This window comes from Leptolyngbya sp. O-77, assembly GCF_001548395.1.
In the GTDB taxonomy this organism is placed as follows: Bacteria; Cyanobacteriota; Cyanobacteriia; order Elainellales; family Elainellaceae; genus Thermoleptolyngbya.
The window spans coordinates 701,295-718,143 of record NZ_AP017367.1 but is presented as its reverse complement, the minus strand read 5'-3'; the positions used below and the strand labels follow the sequence as shown (position 1 = coordinate 718,143).

The 16,849-nt window shown below is 56.5% G+C and carries 17 protein-coding genes and 1 tRNA gene; 10 read left to right on the top strand and 8 right to left on the bottom strand.

The annotated features are described in order from the left end of the window. Positions 1-3 precede the first annotated feature (3 nt). The 4 genes from O77CONTIG1_RS03100 to O77CONTIG1_RS03090 all read left to right on the top strand — a co-directional run bounded on the left by O77CONTIG1_RS03100 (position 4) and on the right by O77CONTIG1_RS03090 (position 2,155). The gene (locus O77CONTIG1_RS03100; protein WP_286132509.1) at positions 4-537 is read left to right on the top strand and encodes an ATP-binding cassette domain-containing protein; all 534 of its coding nucleotides are present in this window, start codon (positions 4-6) and stop codon (positions 535-537) included. Continuing rightward, positions 506-763, top strand: a complete 258-nt coding sequence (locus tag O77CONTIG1_RS27700) for a hypothetical protein (RefSeq protein WP_286132508.1) — start codon at positions 506-508, stop codon at positions 761-763. The genes O77CONTIG1_RS03100 and O77CONTIG1_RS27700 overlap by 32 nt, the downstream gene beginning before the upstream one ends. Before the next feature lie 105 nt (positions 764-868). Then, the gene (locus O77CONTIG1_RS03095; protein ID WP_225894677.1) at positions 869-1,222 is read left to right on the top strand and encodes a (2Fe-2S) ferredoxin domain-containing protein; all 354 of its coding nucleotides are present in this window, start codon (positions 869-871) and stop codon (positions 1,220-1,222) included. A gap of 132 nt (positions 1,223-1,354) precedes the next feature. Then, complete coding sequence (locus tag O77CONTIG1_RS03090) at positions 1,355-2,155, top strand: E3 ubiquitin ligase family protein (protein WP_068507968.1); 801 nt, start codon at positions 1,355-1,357, stop codon at positions 2,153-2,155. A 192-nt stretch (positions 2,156-2,347) separates the two neighbouring features. Here the strand turns inward: O77CONTIG1_RS03090 and O77CONTIG1_RS03085 are convergent, their stop codons facing one another. Next, entirely contained in the window at positions 2,348-3,247 is a 900-nt protein-coding gene (locus O77CONTIG1_RS03085) for a pentapeptide repeat-containing protein (protein WP_068507966.1), read from the bottom strand. A gap of 363 nt (positions 3,248-3,610) precedes the next feature. On the opposite strand from O77CONTIG1_RS03085, the gene O77CONTIG1_RS28290 reads away from it, so the two are divergent. Together O77CONTIG1_RS28290 and O77CONTIG1_RS03075 are read left to right on the top strand one after the other, a co-directional pair. After that, positions 3,611-3,901, top strand: coding sequence for a slr1659 superfamily regulator (locus O77CONTIG1_RS28290; RefSeq protein ID WP_225894753.1), 291 nt, complete (start codon positions 3,611-3,613; stop codon positions 3,899-3,901). Positions 3,902-4,276: 375 nt separating this feature from the next. Beyond that, a complete protein-coding gene (locus tag O77CONTIG1_RS03075) occupies positions 4,277-4,813 on the top strand; it encodes a P-loop NTPase family protein (protein WP_068507964.1) in 537 nt (178 codons plus the stop codon). Between the two features lie 222 nt (positions 4,814-5,035). On the opposite strand, the gene ppc is transcribed toward O77CONTIG1_RS03075, so the two are convergent. Continuing rightward, positions 5,036-8,131 (bottom strand): phosphoenolpyruvate carboxylase, encoded by a 3,096-nt coding sequence (gene ppc, locus O77CONTIG1_RS03070; RefSeq protein WP_068507961.1) that lies wholly within the window; start codon positions 8,129-8,131, stop codon positions 5,036-5,038. A gap of 63 nt (positions 8,132-8,194) precedes the next feature. Here ppc and O77CONTIG1_RS03065 point away from each other — a divergent pair, with 63 nt between their 5' ends. Next, complete coding sequence (locus O77CONTIG1_RS03065) at positions 8,195-9,586, top strand: recombinase family protein (protein WP_156434888.1); 1,392 nt, start codon at positions 8,195-8,197, stop codon at positions 9,584-9,586. A gap of 6 nt (positions 9,587-9,592) precedes the next feature. Here O77CONTIG1_RS03065 and O77CONTIG1_RS03060 read toward each other — a convergent pair whose 3' ends face one another. Together O77CONTIG1_RS03060 and trpS are read right to left on the bottom strand one after the other, a co-directional pair. Then, positions 9,593-10,540: a methylenetetrahydrofolate reductase gene (locus tag O77CONTIG1_RS03060; RefSeq protein WP_068507960.1), complete on the bottom strand. Its 948-nt coding sequence runs from the start codon at positions 10,538-10,540 to the stop codon at positions 9,593-9,595. A 122-nt stretch (positions 10,541-10,662) separates the two neighbouring features. Then, positions 10,663-11,673: a tryptophan--tRNA ligase gene (gene trpS, locus O77CONTIG1_RS03055; protein ID WP_068507958.1), complete on the bottom strand. Its 1,011-nt coding sequence runs from the start codon at positions 11,671-11,673 to the stop codon at positions 10,663-10,665. Positions 11,674-11,901: 228 nt separating this feature from the next. On the opposite strand from trpS, the gene O77CONTIG1_RS03050 reads away from it, so the two are divergent. Together O77CONTIG1_RS03050 and msrB are read left to right on the top strand one after the other, a co-directional pair. After that, positions 11,902-12,204, top strand: a complete 303-nt coding sequence (locus O77CONTIG1_RS03050; protein WP_068507956.1) for a hypothetical protein — start codon at positions 11,902-11,904, stop codon at positions 12,202-12,204. A gap of 220 nt (positions 12,205-12,424) precedes the next feature. Continuing rightward, on the top strand, positions 12,425-12,922 hold the full coding sequence (gene msrB / locus O77CONTIG1_RS03045) for a peptide-methionine (R)-S-oxide reductase MsrB (RefSeq protein ID WP_068507954.1): 498 nt from the start codon (positions 12,425-12,427) through the stop codon (positions 12,920-12,922). 100 nt (positions 12,923-13,022) lie between these two features. On the opposite strand, the gene O77CONTIG1_RS03040 is transcribed toward msrB, so the two are convergent. The 3 genes from O77CONTIG1_RS03040 to O77CONTIG1_RS03030 form a co-directional block, all read right to left on the bottom strand. Then, positions 13,023-14,501, bottom strand: coding sequence for a PAS domain-containing sensor histidine kinase (locus tag O77CONTIG1_RS03040; protein WP_084782097.1), 1,479 nt, complete (start codon positions 14,499-14,501; stop codon positions 13,023-13,025). 54 nt (positions 14,502-14,555) lie between these two features. Beyond that, a complete protein-coding gene (locus O77CONTIG1_RS03035) occupies positions 14,556-15,326 on the bottom strand; it encodes a winged helix-turn-helix domain-containing protein (protein WP_068507951.1) in 771 nt (256 codons plus the stop codon). A gap of 114 nt (positions 15,327-15,440) precedes the next feature. Next, positions 15,441-15,770 (bottom strand): hypothetical protein, encoded by a 330-nt coding sequence (locus O77CONTIG1_RS03030; RefSeq protein ID WP_068507949.1) that lies wholly within the window; start codon positions 15,768-15,770, stop codon positions 15,441-15,443. A 211-nt stretch (positions 15,771-15,981) separates the two neighbouring features. Between O77CONTIG1_RS03030 and aat the strand changes: the two genes are divergently transcribed. Then, positions 15,982-16,569 (top strand): leucyl/phenylalanyl-tRNA--protein transferase, encoded by a 588-nt coding sequence (gene aat, locus O77CONTIG1_RS03025; RefSeq protein WP_068507948.1) that lies wholly within the window; start codon positions 15,982-15,984, stop codon positions 16,567-16,569. A 146-nt stretch (positions 16,570-16,715) separates the two neighbouring features. Here aat and O77CONTIG1_RS03020 read toward each other — a convergent pair. Next, positions 16,716-16,787: transfer RNA gene (locus O77CONTIG1_RS03020), tRNA-Thr, on the bottom strand. Positions 16,788-16,849: the final 62 nt, after the last annotated feature.

Below are 16,849 nucleotides of genomic sequence, written 5' to 3'. Positions count from 1 at the left end.
CTCATGGCTCTCCTGACGGCAACCCAACTTACTAAAACCTTCGGCGGTATCCGAGCGGTGGATTCGGCCTCGATCGAAGTGCCAGAGGGCAGCATTACTGGGCTGATCGGGCCGAATGGGGCGGGCAAGACGACGCTGTTTAACCTGCTGTCGATGTTTTTGCGGCCAGACAGCGGTGAAGTGCAGTTTGCTGGAGAGCCGATTCAGACGTTGCAGCCGCATCAGGTGGCGCAGCGGGGGCTGGTGCGGACGTTTCAGGTGGCGCGGGTGTTGTCGCGGCTGTCGGTGCTGGAGAATATGCTGCTGGCGGCGCAGGAGCAGACGGGGCGAGCGGTTTTGGAATGTGTGGTGGCGATCGCCCCCGGATTGCCCCAAGAAGAAGAAACCCAGCGGGAGTATGCCTGGAATATTCTGGAATCCATCGGACTGGCGCACAAAGCGCACGACTACGCGGGGTTCCCCTGTCGGGCGGTCAGCGCAAGCTATTGGAACTGGGACGGCGCTGATGGTGAAGCCCCGGCTGATTTTGCTGGATGAACCCGCTGCGGGCGTAAACCCGACGCTGATCAACCAGATTTGTGAACATATCGAAGCCTGGAACCGTCAGGGCATCACGTTTCTGGTGATTGAACACAACATGGACGTGGTGATGTCGCTGTGCGATCGCGTCTGGGTGATGGCAGAAGGGCGCAACCTGGCATCGGGCACCCCCGAAGAGGTGCAGCAAAATCCCCAGGTGCTAGAGGCGTATTTGGGCAATTAGCATGGTGCAAGACCACAGCCGTTGCGCTTCTCCTCAGCAGGTGGCAGCTCTGCTTATTAATGAATAAGCTGTGAGTAGAAATCTTTACCCATCACCCTGCTGACTGTGGAATCCCCTTCTGAGAATCGTTTGTCTAGTTCACAAAATCAGCAAGCCCCGTCGCTAAAACGGCGATGCGTTTCGGTCTGTCAGTATCGCTCCTGCGAACGGAGCGGGTCGGCGGCGGTGCTGGCGGCCTTTCGAGAGGCGAACCTGCCGGGAGTACTGGTTAGCGCGAGCGACTGTATGGGGCAGTGTGCTTCTGGGCCGACGGTGCGGGTCACGCCAGACAACGTGTGGTACTGCCGCGTGAAGCCGGAAGATGTGGAGGCGATCGCCACTCAGCATTTGCAGCACGACGAACCTGTGGAGCGGCTGCTGCATCCCCGGTTTCATCCCCGGTTTGATTTTGCGGATTAGGCTGCGAATCTCATCCTGTGGTGATATCGCATTGGAGAGGAAGTGTGTAGATGTCTTGAGCCTGTGAGGCTGGGCAAACGGTTTCGGGCATCCTAAGCAAGTCCTTTCAAAGGCTGGTTCTGGAGTCGGGCTATGGTGCTGCTAACGGTTGGCGCAATTTTGCTGATTGCGGGAGTCGTGCTGATTTTTGTGAAACGCCACCACAGCGGCCGCGCCTATTGCCTCAAGGTATCGCGTCCGGCAACGGTGGCAGAACTGGAGAAAATGTCGGCAGAGATTGCTCAGGAAATTGGCGGCGGCAACTGGCGTGAGTATGTACGGCTGTCGGGCGTGGTGCAGTGCGATCGCCCTCTCACCTCCCAACTGGCGCAGCAGCCCTGCGTCTATTACCACATGACCGTGCGGCGCGAGTATGAGGAAACCGTGGTTCGCCGCGACAAGGACGGCAACGAAGAGCGCAGCACCGAGCGCGGCTCGGAAACCGTGGCCAGCCACGAGCAGTCCACGCCCTTTGTGCTGAAGGATGATACCGGGGCGATCGCCGTTGACCCCAACCAGGCCGACTTTGAGACGATCACCGTGCTGGATGAATTTCGGCCTGAATCGCCCGGCAACTTTATTTCCTTTGGCGGCTTTTCGCGGGCGCTGAGTCCGCTGGGGGGCGATCGCCGCACGCTGGGCTACCGCTACCAGGAGGTAATCGTGCCAGTGGAGCGGCGGGTGACGGTGGTGGCGACGGTGAGCGATGCGGGCAATGGACTGACCTTGCAGCGCCCAACCGAATCGGGGAAACAGTTCATCATCTCGCTCCGCAATGCCGAAGAACTGACGAAATCGGCCGAGCGCAACGCCAAAGCCAGCGACCTGGCGATGAAGTATTGTCTGGTGGGTGGGGCTGTGCTGGCGATCGCCGGACTGGTGACAGGCTTTTAGCATCTTCAGATCGCGATTTCTCAAACTGCGATTTCTTAGCCGCCACGCTTTAACCATGATTTCTAGGATTTCTTAGCCGCGATATTTGAACAGCAACGAGTTGCAGTCACAAACTTCAATCACAGGTAGTTTTCCCTCTTCCCTCTTCGTTCTTCCCTCTTCGTTCTTCCCCTTTCCCCCTCCCGCTTCTCGTCAGACATCTCTGACAAACGGCATCAGGTCTTCGGTTGTTTCCAGGTTAGCCGTCACTTCCAACTCCTCACCGGGCTGCGTCGGCGAGTAGCTTTCCAGGGCGATCGTGCCGTTCAGCATTGCGCCATCGAGCTGGGCCGCCGTCAGGTTCACCTGATCGAGCGTAACGTGCCACAGCTCAGCCTCTCGCAGGTCTGCCCAGATGAGCCTCGCCCGTTGCAGATTGCTGTCCTGCAAATAGGCATGGCGCAGGTTTGCCCCGCTCAAGTTGGCATCGTGCAGCACGGCCCGGCTCAGGTCGGCTCCCAGCAAGCTGGCGTTTTCCAGGTTTGCCCCTTGCAATTGAGTCCCCTTTAGGTCGGTCAGCGCCAGGTTTGCGTCTCGCAGGTCGGCTTCGCTGAGGTCGGCCCCACTGAGGTCGGCTCCGCGCAGGTCTGCCCCCTGAAGCTTGGCTCGACGCAGGGTTGCCTGGGTCAGGTCTGCCCCTTGCAAGTCTGCATGTTCTAATACGGCTCCCGTCAGCTTGGCGCGATGCAGGTTTGCCAGCCCCAGCGCTGCCCGGACAAGCACACAGCGGATCAGGCTGGCATCTTGCAAGTTTGCGTCTTGCAAGTTTGCCCCAGCGAGGTTGGCTTGATACAGGTCGGCGCGATAAAGATTGGCGCTCTCCAGAATCGCATGGCTGAAATCAGCCTGGCTCAGGTTGGCGAAGCTAAGATTGGTCTGGCGCAGATCGGCTCGCTGCAAGAGGCAGCCCCGCAGCAGCACCCGGCTTAGGTCAAGCTCTGGCAACCGCGCATCAGACAAGTCCAGCCGCCCCGCTTCGGGATGGGTCAAACACCATTGGTTCCAAATGCTGACACCTGTTTTCAGTAGCGCCAGTAGGTCAAAATCTGCCATGAGGAGAGCGCGAGGGGGCAGGGGGTAAAGGATTTGGGCAGGGATTACGAGGTTCAGTTAAAAGCTGTTCTTCTCATAAGCGTGCAGATGAAGGCTTGTCCTAACCATTTCTATAGCCTCAATTGTTGGCCCCTTTCACTGCTGTACAAAACCTTTCTGGCGTTTGCTGCCCCGACCCGGATGAAACCGGGCGATCGATCGCCCTCCGATTGCCCAAAAAGCAGGTCGCTCGCAAAGCACCGAATAATCATTGATTAGAGAGAAGATTCCATGACGGCTCAATTAGGTATGACTGAGATTAATGGCGCTGACTATAGCGTTCGGCTGAGTCCACAAAATTCAACCGTGGTATTTTAAGGCTCTCTGAGCCTGGGCAGCACCGCAGACTATACGCCGATTGTAGAACTGCTGGAGTCGGCGATCGCCTTAGTTCCGCCTGAGTCTGGATCTCCGCCCACGCTGCGGCTGGACTTACGAAACCTGGAGTTTCTAAATAGCTCTGGCATCAATATGCTGTCTCGGTTTGTCATCATGATGCGGCAGAAGCCTCAGATCGCGCTGGTGATCCTGGGCAGCGAAGAAATTATCTGGCAGGGGCAATCGCTCAAAAACCTACAGCGCCTAATGCCGACCATGCAAGTGGAGTGGGCTTAGGCAGGATTAGGGGACAACGCTTGACGCGATCGCAGATGTAGTGTTTTATAGAGGCAAAGTGCAGTCGATCACGCTACATTTTGTTTTGTGAACCTCTGTGCCAACTGCTTCATAAGGCTCGTTTGGGTGCATCTTGTCAGCAAATTGCGTTAATACTAGCGTATTGTTCTGCGGGCGTATCTGTTTTTGGGCAGTTTTTTGCAGCGCCACACAGCGCTACATAGCGCTACGTAGCGCCATATAGCGTCCTTGGTCAATGCCTTAACTTAATGCCTTATTGGGCGATCGCCCGACTGAAGCGCTCCTGAAAAGCTGGTATAAACACGCTGCGATCGCACGTTTTGCGCCCCCATTTCCCCCTATTGGTCAGTGTTCATGGTTTCTCAAGTTGAGACCTCGGTTTCAGATTTCACCCGCCCCCTCTCTCATACGGTGGAAGGGTTGGTGCAGGTGTTTACCTGTCCCCACCGCAGCTTTTTTACCAGCGTGATGGCGCAGGCGCTCCGCATTGCAGGGCAGGGAACGCCTGTTCTAGTGGTACAGTTTCTCAAAGGCGGCATTGGGCAGGGGCAGGCACACCCAGTGCGACTGGGACAGCACCTCGACTGGCTGCGCTGCGATCTGCCCCGCTGCATCGATACACCCCAACTTGAGGATGGCGAAGCGGAAGCATTGCAGGAATTGTGGCAGCATACCCAGGACGTGGTGCGGTCGGGCAAGTATGCGCTGGTGGTGCTGGATGAACTCAGTCTGGCAATTAAGTTTGGGCTGATTCCAGAATCCGAGGTGCTGGAACTTCTGAAAAATCGACCCCGCCAGGTGGACTTGATCCTGACGGGGCCAGAGATGCCGGAGTCAATTCTGGATCGGGCGGATCAGATTACAGAACTGCGCCGCAGCCATCGCCCGTAGTCCGGTAGTCCCTGGTTTTAGTTTGCGTTTTAGTTTGCAGCTTGGTAGAGCCCGTCAGCGCCAGCGTAACGCATCAATACTTTTCGGCTCCGTGAGTTTTCGGCACGGTGAGTTATGGGTACGCCTAACAGCACTCTGCACCATTCGTGTCTACCCACCAATCGTTGACGTTTCGGGTCAGCCGCGCACGAAACGTCAACAATTCAGCTTGCCGATGTTTCTTCAGCCTGTGTTTCGCATTCCGGCGGCGATGCCGTTGATGGTGAGCAGTGCGCCGCGCAGCAGTTCGCCCCGGCTATAGCGCGAACGGATTACGCCAGAGGCGGCGCTGGTCTTGTGCTGGCGCAAGCGCTTCAGCAGGGAGACTTGCAGGAAGCCAAGGGGCACGATTGTGCTGTTGCGGAGTTGCACCGAGCGCTGGAGGTCGGGGTCGCCATCGAGCAGGCGCTCATGGCCGGCGATCGCCAGCACTAGCCCCTTCGTCAGATGATATTCGTCGCGGATTTGCTCAAATAGCCGCTCGAAGCGCTCCCGATCTTCGGGCTGCGACAACTGCTGAACGTAATGGTTAGCAATCTGCAAGTCTACCTTTGAAAGGGTCATTTCGCATTTGGAAATCACCATCTTAAAGAAGGGCCACTTGTAATAGAAGTAGCGCAACAGCTTCAGGTTTTCCTCTGGCTCCTCTTGCAGGAATTCGTTAATCGCCGTGCCCACGCCATACCAGGAGGGCAGCAGGAAGCGCGTCTGCGTCCAGCTAAACACCCAGGGAATGGCCCGCAGGCTGCCCAGGTCTTTTTTTCCGCCGCGCCGAGCGGGCCGGGAGCTAATTTGAAGCTGGCTGATTTCTTCAATCGGCGTGACCTGGTGGAAGAAATCAACAAAATCCGGCTGTTCGTAGATCAAGGAGCGGTAGTGGGAGCGCGATCGCGTCGCCAGTTCCTCCATAATTTCGTGCCACGGCTGGATATCGTCGAACCCGTTTCGCAGCAGGCTCGCCTGCACCACCGCCGCCGTGATGGTTTCTAGGTTATACAGCGCCAGTTCCGGCAGGTTATATTTCGAGGCCAACACCTCGCCTTGTTCTGTAATTTTGATGCGGCCGTCGATGCTGCGACCCGGCTGAGCCAGAATCGCTTCATAGGCCGGCCCACCGCCGCGCCCCACGGAACCGCCGCGCCCGTGGAAGATCCGGAGGGAGATACCGTAGGTTTCGGCCATCGCTTGCAACGACTGCTGGGCCTTGTGGATTTCCCAATTGCTGCTGAGGAAGCCGGAGTCTTTATTACTGTCGGAATAGCCCAGCATGATTTCCTGGAGTGAGGCTCGCTGCGGCAGCGTACTCCTGGAGCCTGCAATATCCACCTTTTGCCCTGTCTCTTCTTGCTGGCGCTCGGCATAGCCGCCCGACAGATATGCCCGATAGAGCGGCAGCTCAAATAGCTCCTTCATCACTGCCGGAGCGCGGAGCAGGTCTTCTACCGTTTCAAACAGCGGCACTACGTTGATTGCGCCGCTGCCCGTGGCGGGGTCGTAGATGCCTGCCTCTTTTGCCAGGAGCAGCACTTCCAGCAGGTCGCTGGCGTGGTGGCTCATGCTGATGACGTAGGTCTGGCAAATCGCGGGGCCAAACTCTTGATGCAGCTTGCGAACCATGCGGAAGGTTTGGATGGTTTCGCAGGTTTTTTCGGAGAAAGGCAGTTCCGACGGGATTAGCGGGCGACGGGTTTTTAGCTCGGTGGCCAGCCAGTGCGATCGCTCCTCCTCCGTCATCTCGTGGTAAGACTTGGGCAGAATTTGCAGGTATTCCGCGATTTCGGCGATCGCATCCGAGTGGCGACCGCTCTCCTGGCGAATGTCCAGATGCGCCAGGTTAAAGCCGTAAATTTCCACCTGACAAATCAAATTCTCTAAATCACGGCAGGTTAGCCCCGTTTCCTCAAGATTCCTGCGAATCAACTGTAGATCTGCCAGAAACTCGTCACCGGAGCGATAGAGCGTCGCCGGGTTGTAGTCCGGAGACTCGTCGTTGAAATAGTCGCCGTTGTAGAGCTTGCGGCTGCGTTCGCAGGTGTTTTCCAGCCGCTTTTGGATGTAGCTCAGCTTCAGGCGATAGGGTTCCTGTCGATAGCGGATGGCAAGCTGCTCATAGACTTCAGGCATTTGCGCCTGGTCTTGCTCTAGCGACTCTAGCAGGTCGGGCAAGACATCGCTCCAGTGCAGCGACAGGCTCAGCAGGTTGATCAAGTGCTTCACCGACTGGATGTATTTCGCCAGCACCAGATTGCGCTGATAGCAGGCGGTTTTCCAGGTGATTTCCGGGGTGACGGACGGGTTGCCGTCGCGGTCAGACCCGACCCAGGAGCCAAACTTGCAGAAGTTGTAGCGGGGCGGATGCAACCCTGGAAAGGTGGCCTTTAGCGCCGAACGGAAGCGGTAGTAAAGGTGCGGAATCACATCAAACAGGACTTCTTGGAAGTAGTGCAGCGCGTAGTCTACTTCATCTAGCACCGTTGGTTTGAACTGGTGCAACTCGTCGGTGCGCCACCACAGGCGAATTTCTTCGGTCAACTGTTCTCGCAGGGTTTCCGTTTCCCAGGAAGAAGTCAGCCCCAGCATCCGCATACTGTCTTCGGCAGTGTCGAGCTGGCGCAGGATTTTGGCGATGCGGCGCTGTTTGTCGCGGATGGTGTGGCGGACGATTTCTGTGGGGTGGGCAGTGAAGACGAGGCGAATGTCAAGGTTGTCGATCAGGTTTTGGATTTGGCGTGGCGGCACGTTAAGGTTGGCCAGCTTGGGAAACAGACCCCGAAACGTACTCATTTCTCGGCGCAGTGCGGTTTCTTCTCGCAGGCTGCGCTCTAGCATATCAGCACTGAGTCCGGCAGTTTGGGTGTCGGAGCCGTTTTGCTTGTCGTCGGAGGCTGTGGCTACGTCGTAGGAGGCGCGATATTGCTGCTGCTGTCCACGCTGTTCGTAGTGCTGTTCGACGATATTGATCAGCTGAAAATAAAGGGCAAAAGCACGGGCGGCACGAATTGCGTCGTTTAAATCAAGCTTCTCGATGACCGCTAAGGCGATCGCCTCCCCCTCTTCGGGGGCTTGTCCTTCAGGGGAGCAGACCAAGCGCAGTTGCTGCAATAGGTCTACCAACTGCTGCCCACACTCTTGCTGAAGCACTGACTCCCACAGTTCTTCAACTAGCTTCAGCCGATGGCGAAGAAACAGATCCGTAGCTGAAAGAGGCTGATCGTCTCGATCTTCTGTGGCGGTGCCGGTGCTGAAGGCATCATCCGACGAGTGGAGGATGGAACTCATGGCGTGTCCTGGCTGGATTATTCGATAATTTTAGAGGTTTTTAATGGTGCTAGGAAAAACACCATGAAAATCATCGCTTATTCTTACGTTGATCTGCGGTGTGAGACTGTACCGAATGCATCACTTCAGGGTTCCTTTAAGGGTTCGGCTGAGGAGGCTGCGTGGTGGGCGATCGCAGATAGAGTCTACCAGGATTATGCAGAATTAGATGCTGCAACAGGTGCGGCGGCGAATAGCCGTGAAACCAGACAGCCTCCTGGCATTGCCCATCGACCGCAGTGGCAGCAGCTTTTGCAGGATTGTCAGCAGGAACTGCCAGCAGCAGTATTGGTTCGCCAATTGGCCGATCTGGGCGATTCTGTAGCAGAGGTGGGCGATCGCCTAGCTGAGCTAGAGGCACTGCATATTCCGCTGCGAATTGCGGGCGCTGATCCCCAGACTCCAGCCCCTTCACCTGCGGAGCTTTTGCAACAGTTTCAGACGCTCCAGTCTGCTCAGCATCGCCAGCGCATTCAGCAGGGACACGCCCGCAACCGTATCCGCGCCCAGCCGCCGCCAGGAAAAGCGCCCTACGGCTATCGGCGCGGCAAAGATCGCTACGTGCTGGATCGAACCACGGCTCCGGTCGTCAAGGATTTCTTTGACCATTTTTTGCTCTATGGTTCGCTGCGGGGTAGCATTCGCTATTTGCAGCAAAAATACAATAAGAAAATCTCTAGCTCGACCGGCAAACGATGGCTCACCAGCCCGGTCTATCGCGGCGATCTGGAATACCACACGGGCGATATCGTGCCCGACACGCATCCCGCCATTTTGCCCCGCGCCGAAGCCGCCCAAGTCGATCGTATTTTGCGGCGAAACCGGAAGCTGCCGCCCCGCGCTGCCAGTGCGCCGCGATCGCTCTCTGGGCTGGTCACTTGCGGCGAGTGCCAGTCGGCTTTGCGGGTGTGCAGCGTGACGCGCCCCCGCCAGTCGCGGAGTTATCTCTACCTGCGCCCTGCGGCCTGTCCCCGCGCTAAAAAATGTGGGGCGATCGCCTACGAGTCTGTGCTGCACGCCACCTTCGAGCGCATTTGCGCCGACCTGCCGCGCTTAGTTTCAAGCACCCCCCTGCCCGATGTGGAGCAGATGCAGCGGGCGATCGCCGCCCAGATCCACACGCGCCAAACCTGGCTGGTTCAACTGCCCGATCTGGTGCAGCAGGGTATTCTAGATCAGCAAACGGCTGACCTCCGCGCCTATACGCTGCGAACTGAAATTGCCCGCCTGCAAACCCAAATTGACCAATTGCCCCCGGCAAACCTGAGGGCGATCGCCCAGGTCATCTCCCTGCCGCAGTTCTGGCTCGACCTATCGGAGTCTGAGCGCCGTGCCTATTTCCGCGAATTTCTGCGGCAAATCGTGCTGGAGCGCGAGGGGAGAAGCATGGCAGGTAAGGCTGGTATTTTTTGCTAGAGCGGCCTAACTTTTGACCGCTGATACTTTTCCCAATCCCGCCCGCGCCAAAATCTCTGGAATTAGGTCTTCCCGCTTCACCGCCATCATGTGAACGCCTTGGCAGAGTTGCCGCGCCATCTGCACCTGCTCAGCGGCGATCGCCACGCCTTCTTCTAGCGGATGGGGTGCTTTTTCCAGGCGATCGATAATGTGTTGGGGAATCTGGGCACCGGGCACGTTTTTGTTAATAAACTGGGCGTTTTTGGCAGACTTCAGCAAAAAAATGCCTGCCAGAATCGGTCGGTTGCAGTTGGCCGCAATCTGGTGCATGAACTTGTCCAGACGGTCAAAATCAGTAATCAACTGACTCTGGAAAAACTGTGCCCCCGCCTCGACCTTCCGCTCAAATCGGCGCTGGAGTCCCGACCAGCTTGGGCACTGCGGATCGACCGCTGCCCCAGCAAAAAAGCTGGTCGCCCCATCCGTCAGCTGCTTCTCATTAATATCCAGCCCCGCATTCAGGTTGCCGATCAATCGCAGCAGCCGCACCGATTCCAGGTCAAACACGGGCTTGGCATCGGGATGATCGCCCGCCTTGATCGGGTCGCCTGTCAGCGCCAGCACATTGCGAATGCCCAGCGCCTGCGCCCCCATCAGGTCTGCCTGTAGCCCAATTCGATTGCGATCGCGGCAGGCCACCTGATAAATCGGCTCGATGCCCTCCCGCAGCAGCAGCGCCGCCGCCACCAGCGACGACATCCGCAGCACCGCCCGACTGCCATCGGTAATGTTGACCCCATGCACCCAGTCCTTGAGCAAATGCGCCATTTGCAGCATGTGTGTTGGGTCGCAGCCTTTCGGCGGCATCACCTCAGCAGTGATCAAAAATTCGCCAGACCCGGCAGCCGCTTGCAGGCGGGTTGAAGGAGCCAGAGATCGGGGTTCAGCAGGCAGGGATGAAGAGGTAACCATAATCAGCAGATTCTAATAACTTGGGGCATCGAGATTTCAGGGGCAATTTAGCTAAGGATGATCAAGATTCATAGCCCGACCCCTGTTCGCGCAAGCGCTGCGGAGCAATCTCCCTGACCCCTTCAAACGGGCAAAGCGTATCCCAGCGCCTTTTTCACTTTAGTTAGCGTGATGTTGGCGATCGCCTCTGCCTTTTCTTTGCCCTCATGCAAAACCTGCTGCAAATAGCCCGGTTCGCCCATAATCTCGTGATAGCGATCCTGAATCGGCTTCAGCGCAGAAATCATGACCTCCGTCAGCAGCGGTTTGAACTGCCCCCAGCCCATCTCGGCACATTCCTTCGCCACTTCGTCCTTCGTCTTACCCGAGAGGATCATGTAAAGCGTCAGCAGGTTTGTGCATTCCGGGCGTTCAGGATTGTCAAACTCCAGTCCGCGAATTGGGTCAGTTTTGCAGCGCTTGATCTTGCGCTGAATCTCCTCGGGCGAATCCAGCAGGTTAATTCGGCTCAACTCTGACGGGTCAGATTTTGACATCTTTTTCGTGCCGTCGGTCAGGCTCATCACCCGTGCGCCCTCAGCGCGAATCATCGGCGTGGGCAACTTCAGGACTGGCGCGTCTTCGCTGCCAAACTGGTAGTTGAGTCGGGCGGCAATGTCGCGGGTAAGTTCCAGATGCTGCTTTTGGTCTTCGCCGACGGGTACTTTGTCGGGTTCGTACAGCAGAATGTCTGCCGCTTGCAGCACGGGATAGCTGAGCAGGCCTGCGCCGACGTTTTCGCCCTGTTTCACGGCCTTTTCCTTGAACTGGATCATGTCTTCCAGCCAGTTCAGCGGCGTAATGCACATCAACAGCCAGGCCAACTCTGCGTGGGCGGGCACATGAGACTGCACAAAGATGGTGGCGTGTTCCAGGCTAATGCCGCTGGCGAGGTAAGAGGCGGCGACTTTGTAGGTGCTTTCGGCCAGTCGTGTAGGATCGTGGGGCACAGTAATGGCGTGCAAATCCGCCATAAATAGATAGCTGTCGTAGTCTTCCTGAATTTCGACCCAGTTGCGAATGGCACCGAGGTAGTTGCCCAAGTGCAACTCACCAGTTGGCTGAATGCCAGAGAGAACGCGCTGCTTGCCCATGAAGCTGTTTGCTGATGAAAGTATCTTGACAATAAGGACGGCGGAAGCCTAAGAAAGCGTTATACCCGCGTGTTTTCAACCATAACCCAAATAGCGTTTTGGGATGTAGCTGTCGTGCGGATGGGCAAACCTGAAAAATCTGCGGGTTGCGAATCCCGATTGCCCACCCCCATAATGAAGTAAATGTTACGAAATTGTAAAACTCGTAAGCAATAATTCACAGCCCCCATGACTCATGCTTCTTCCGACTCGATGACGCAAGCCTTGGCGGAATGCATTGCCCTGCTGCAAGATCTACAAACTCATGCAGCGGCCAATGATGCGTTTGACCAACTGAAAGTCCAAATTGCCCAGGTAAACCCGGCAATGGCTAATCTGCTGGAAATGTTGTGGCGAGAGGCAGTGGCAGGGCGGCGATCGGCCGCGTTTTGGCAGCAGATTTGTGACGTAGAGCGCGACCTAACCGAAAACCTGTCGGCAAACCACTTCCAGCTTCAGCAAAACTATCTGCGCCTGATGCAAGAGCAATAGCCTGGGGCGCTCGAATGAGATCTGGCATTTGAGAAGATTCTCAGCAGCTTTTCAGACGCTTCTCACCGGGTGTTCAAGGTGCGTTCAGGCGATCCCTCATCATAGTTCTCATCAGTCTCAGGCGCTCTACCCGTCGGTTTTATCAACCTGCGGGAAAGGGCTTATATGAGCGCTTTTGGGTAAACCCTGACAACCACTACCGAACAGCGATAAAGCAGCGATGAAGAAGCGATACTTTTTAGGCATCAGTACGGCAGTGTTGGGGGTAGCGTGGCTTTCTCGCTACTTGCCCGGACAGCAGGGGGCAAGCGAGGCGATCGCCAGTACGACGTTCGAGATCACCAAAACAGAGGCAGAGTGGCGAGCCATTCTGACACCGGAACAGTTTCGCGTGCTGCGGCAGCACGGCACCGAGTATCCCGGCAGCAGCCCGCTAGATAAGGAATATGGCAACGGCACCTATGTTTGCGCGGCTTGCGACCTGCCGCTGTTTAGCTCCGAAACAAAGTATGACAGTGGCACAGGCTGGCCCAGCTTCTCTGCACCCATTCAAGGGGCGATCGGCACAAGCATCGACAATTCTTTTCTGATGACCCGCACAGAGGTTCACTGTCGCCGCTGCGGGGGACACCTGGGGCATGTGTTTGACGATGGCCCAGCACCCACAGGTCTTCGCTATTGCATGAATGGCGTTGCGCTGAGGTTTGTTCCAGCTTAGTGGAATCAGGGTTTAGTGGCTTAAAGCTCAGTGGCTTAAAGCTCAGTGGCTTGCCAGCGTGATCCCAGCACGGCTCTATTCTGCTCTATTCCAATCTGCTCTATTCCAATAGGCTTGCAGAACCCACATCAGCCTTTGGCTCTTCATAGAGCTTGCTTTCCAGCCCGGCCGGTGGCTGCTTGTGAGGCTCCGGTTCTAGCCCGTCCTGCGGTAGCCAAATCCGCAACCACGCGCCACCTGTTTCTGGATGGTTGCTGGCCAGCACCACACCGTGATGGGCTTCCACAATTTGCCGAACAATTGCCAGACCCAGACCACTGCTGGTGCGGTGGTATGGCTCGGCTTCACTCGAATGAGATGAATTTGAATGAGATGGATTTGAATGAGATGCATTCGACGCTCCGGGACTGCCAGAGCGGTTGGGCGGCAAGCGCGATCGCGCTGGGTCGGCCCGATAGAACCGCTCAAACACATGGGGCAAGTCTTGCTCTGCAAATCCGGTTCCTGCGTCAAACACTTCCAGCCAAACGCCGGTTGCAGAACTGCTGTGAGTAGATTCCTCTGCAAGTCCTGTGCTGATTCGCACCGTGACCGTTTCCCAGGGCGGACTGTATTTAATGCTGTTGTCTAGCAGGTTCATCAGCACGCGATAAATTCGGGCCTCATCGATCTGCACTGGCAAAGACTCGGGCCCCTGATAGCTCAACTGCACCTGCTTTTTGCGAGACAACGGCTCCAGATTGAGCCAGGCCGCCTGCACCAGGTCGGGCAGATTGACCTGTCTCAGATGCAGGCATTGAGACGATTCGCGGTCGATCAGCGCCAGGTCTAGCAAGTCTTGCACCAGGTCACTGAGACGAATAGATTCCCCAATTAGCCGATTGACCCAGCCCCGCAGCGCTGGATCGAGTCGAGTTTGCAGTGTTTCGGCAATCAGTCGGATAGAGGTGAGGGGGGTTTTTAGCTCGTGGGCGACGTCGGAAGCCCAGCGATCAAGCTGCTGCCTGAGCTGCACCGCTTCTTGACGGCTTTCCAAAAACACGCCGACATGCTGCTTGGGCATGGGAACTGCATAGCCCCGCAGCACGTAAGAGCGCTGGCGAGTCAGCTGCAACACGTCTGGACTAACGGGGTAGAACACCCAGTCTTTCTGGCATAGCGTTTTGGAATTGCGGGCTTGCTCCACGAGGTCGTCTAGCTCGTAGGAGCGCACCAGTTCCAGCAGCAAGCGAGGACCTTCGGACTGGTTCGGCGGCGCGGGGGTGAGGTCTAAGAGCGATCGCGCTTCGGGGTTGCACCAGACCAAGCGGTTTTCATCATCGAGATGCAGATAGCCAACGGGCGCAGCCTCCAAGATAGAGCGGTAGGTAGACACCTCCGCCTCCAACTGCTGCTGAATCCGCTGCTGGCGGGCTACCGTCAGGGCAAGCTGAGACGTAGCCGAAAAGGGAGAAGTTTCTACATCTGCGGCCCGCAGCTCCCGGAGCAGTCGGGTGAGGCGCTGACGCTGGCGAACCTGCTGCCAGCACAGTAGCCCCAAACCAATGAGCAGCCCCAGCAAGAAATCGAGAATACCCACCGCAGATCCTTTGAGAGTACCTCTTGAAGTCCCCAATCAGCCGCCCGAGGGCGCTTAGCCAAAGCGATAGCCAAACCCGCGCACCGTGGTCAGATATTCGGGGTGGCTGGGGTCTAGCTCTAGCTTTTCGCGCAGCCAGCGAATGTGGACATCCACCGTCTTGCTGTCGCCCATGAAATCAGGGCCCCACACCTTTTCGATGAGCTGCTCTCGCGACCATACCCGTCGGGGATGGGTCATAAACAGTTCCAGGATGCGGAACTCTTTGGGCGAGAGGTTGATGGCTTCACCCCGCACCGTCACGCGACACTCCTGCGGAAACAAGGTAATGTCTTGAAACCTCAGGTTTGCATCCCCAATCTGGGGCTGGGCCTGGCGATGGCGACGCAGCAGCGCTCGACAGCGAGCAATCAGTTCCCGCATTCCAAAGGGCTTGGTGAGATAGTCGTCTGCGCCCACTTCTAGCCCAACCACGCGATCGGTTTCGCTGCCTTTGGCGCTAAGGATGAGAATCGGTACAGTGCTGCCGTTGTGGCGGATCAGACGGCACAGATCCAATCCGTTCACGTAGGGCAACATTAAGTCCAAAATAATCAGGTCAATCTCAAACTCGGCATACTCGCTGTCGTCGGCGCGAGTCATGATATCCAGCGCGGCCCGCCCGTCCTCTGCCACGAGTACGTCGTAGCCTTCGTCGCTGAGGGCGAGCTTAATTGTCTCACGAATGAGTTCTTCGTCTTCCACCAGCAGAACGCGACCGAGCTTGACATCGGTCTGAAGCAGCTTGCTATCTAGCGCTGGAGTGTCCTGAATCGTGGATCCCATGAATTTTTCACGGTGAGCATCAGGTCAATATTACCAAATTGGTAGAAACAGATAGGGGGCGATCGCCCGCACAATTTTAAGGAATCCTTAAAACCAGGAAAACCTGCGCCCTACTCAACCGCCGCAGCAGCGATCAACCCCCAGGCTGTCTAGCAGCAAATCGCTGACCGCATTGGCCACGGCAAACTCGCTAAAAAAACTGCGGGAAAAGTCAAACGCCTGCATTTCCGTCACTAGGGCAATTACCAGCGACCCCAAATCTGTTTCTCCTTCCATGCGATGTCTCACAAACACCTGCGCCGCCCGTCGGGCAATCTCTGCATTCACTGCTTCGGGGATAAACTCTTCGTCAAGCCATCGGTGCAGCGCCGCCTGGAGCCATTCGCCCTCCTGCTGGGGATGGGTCGCCACGGGCAGGGTAATTGCTGGGATCGGTTCAGCCATAAGCAATTCTGAGGCAACTTCGAGTTTGAGGCAACTTTGAGACAAATTTTTGAGACAAGTTTTTGAGACAAGTTTTTGAGACGAATTTGAGACAAGCTTGAAATAACGTCGCGTTTGAAATTCCTGTTTGAGATTCGCGTTTGAAAGTCGCGTTTGCAACAACTTCGCGCCTGACTCAGCGATTTCGCAGTCTGTTCCGTAGGATGGAGGTATGACCTGGTATCAGTATGACATTGAGGCGATCGTCCAGCGCTATGCCCAGGGATATTTCTTGATGGCAGAAGACACAGGTGACTCGCTGGGTTGGTATTCTAGCCAGCAGCGGACGCTAATCCCGCTGGATGATCGGTTTCGCTATCCGCGATCGCTCCAGCGGGTGCTGAACCAAAACCGCTTTTCGGTGGCGATCGATCGCGCCTTTTCAGAAGTTGTAGAGGGCTGCGCCGACCGCGACACCACCTGGATTTCTGATGAGCTAAAGGTGATTTATCAGGAACTCCATCGCGCGGGCTATGCCCACAGCTTTGAAACCTGGCGGGGCGATGAGCTGGCGGGCGGCATTTTGGGGATTATTGTCGGCGGTGCGTTTATTGGCGAGTCGATGTTTTATCGAATTCCCGACGGGTCGAAGGTAGCGATGGTGAAGCTAGTGGAGCGATTGCGCGATCGCCAGTTTGTTCTCTTCGACGCGCAAATGATGAACCCCCACCTGGCCCGCTTTGGAGCCTACATCGTCAGCAACCGCGAGTATCGCAAGCTGTTGCAGCGGGCCGCTGAGATCCATCCCTTGCTGCTTTAGTGGACGAATGGCGTATCAACACAGCACATAAACCCCGTCCATATGAGAACTGGAGTTTTCTCTTTAGAACTGGTCTATCTTTCCAGAAGCCGTCTCTGGGAAGCAGGAATCCTAGAGTTACCGATCTTTAATGGCTTTGGCGTGAAAGCCGGTGATGAGATTTGAACTCACGGCCGCTCGATTACGAATCGAGTGCTCTACCACTGAGCTACACCGGCAAGGCTGCATCGAGCGCTGCAAAGTCAATTTTTACAGACAATCATGAATTATAGCAGCCCTG

Coding starts and splice junctions, on each gene's coding strand:
- O77CONTIG1_RS03100 (WP_286132509.1), top strand. CDS start 4: ATGGCTCTCCTGACGGCAACCCAACTTACTAAAACCTTCGGCGGTATC.
- O77CONTIG1_RS27700 (WP_286132508.1), top strand. CDS start 506: ATGGTGAAGCCCCGGCTGATTTTGCTGGATGAACCCGCTGCGGGCGTA.
- O77CONTIG1_RS03090 (WP_068507968.1), top strand. CDS start 1,355: ATGGTGCTGCTAACGGTTGGCGCAATTTTGCTGATTGCGGGAGTCGTG.
- O77CONTIG1_RS03085 (WP_068507966.1), bottom strand. CDS start 3,247: ATGGCAGATTTTGACCTACTGGCGCTACTGAAAACAGGTGTCAGCATT.
- O77CONTIG1_RS03075 (WP_068507964.1), top strand. CDS start 4,277: ATGGTTTCTCAAGTTGAGACCTCGGTTTCAGATTTCACCCGCCCCCTC.
- ppc (WP_068507961.1), bottom strand. CDS start 8,131: ATGAGTTCCATCCTCCACTCGTCGGATGATGCCTTCAGCACCGGCACC.
- O77CONTIG1_RS03065 (WP_156434888.1), top strand. CDS start 8,195: ATGAAAATCATCGCTTATTCTTACGTTGATCTGCGGTGTGAGACTGTA.
- O77CONTIG1_RS03060 (WP_068507960.1), bottom strand. CDS start 10,540: ATGGTTACCTCTTCATCCCTGCCTGCTGAACCCCGATCTCTGGCTCCT.
- trpS (WP_068507958.1), bottom strand. CDS start 11,673: ATGGGCAAGCAGCGCGTTCTCTCTGGCATTCAGCCAACTGGTGAGTTG.
- O77CONTIG1_RS03050 (WP_068507956.1), top strand. CDS start 11,902: ATGACTCATGCTTCTTCCGACTCGATGACGCAAGCCTTGGCGGAATGC.
- msrB (WP_068507954.1), top strand. CDS start 12,425: ATGAAGAAGCGATACTTTTTAGGCATCAGTACGGCAGTGTTGGGGGTA.
- O77CONTIG1_RS03035 (WP_068507951.1), bottom strand. CDS start 15,326: ATGGGATCCACGATTCAGGACACTCCAGCGCTAGATAGCAAGCTGCTT.
- O77CONTIG1_RS03030 (WP_068507949.1), bottom strand. CDS start 15,770: ATGGCTGAACCGATCCCAGCAATTACCCTGCCCGTGGCGACCCATCCC.
- aat (WP_068507948.1), top strand. CDS start 15,982: ATGACCTGGTATCAGTATGACATTGAGGCGATCGTCCAGCGCTATGCC.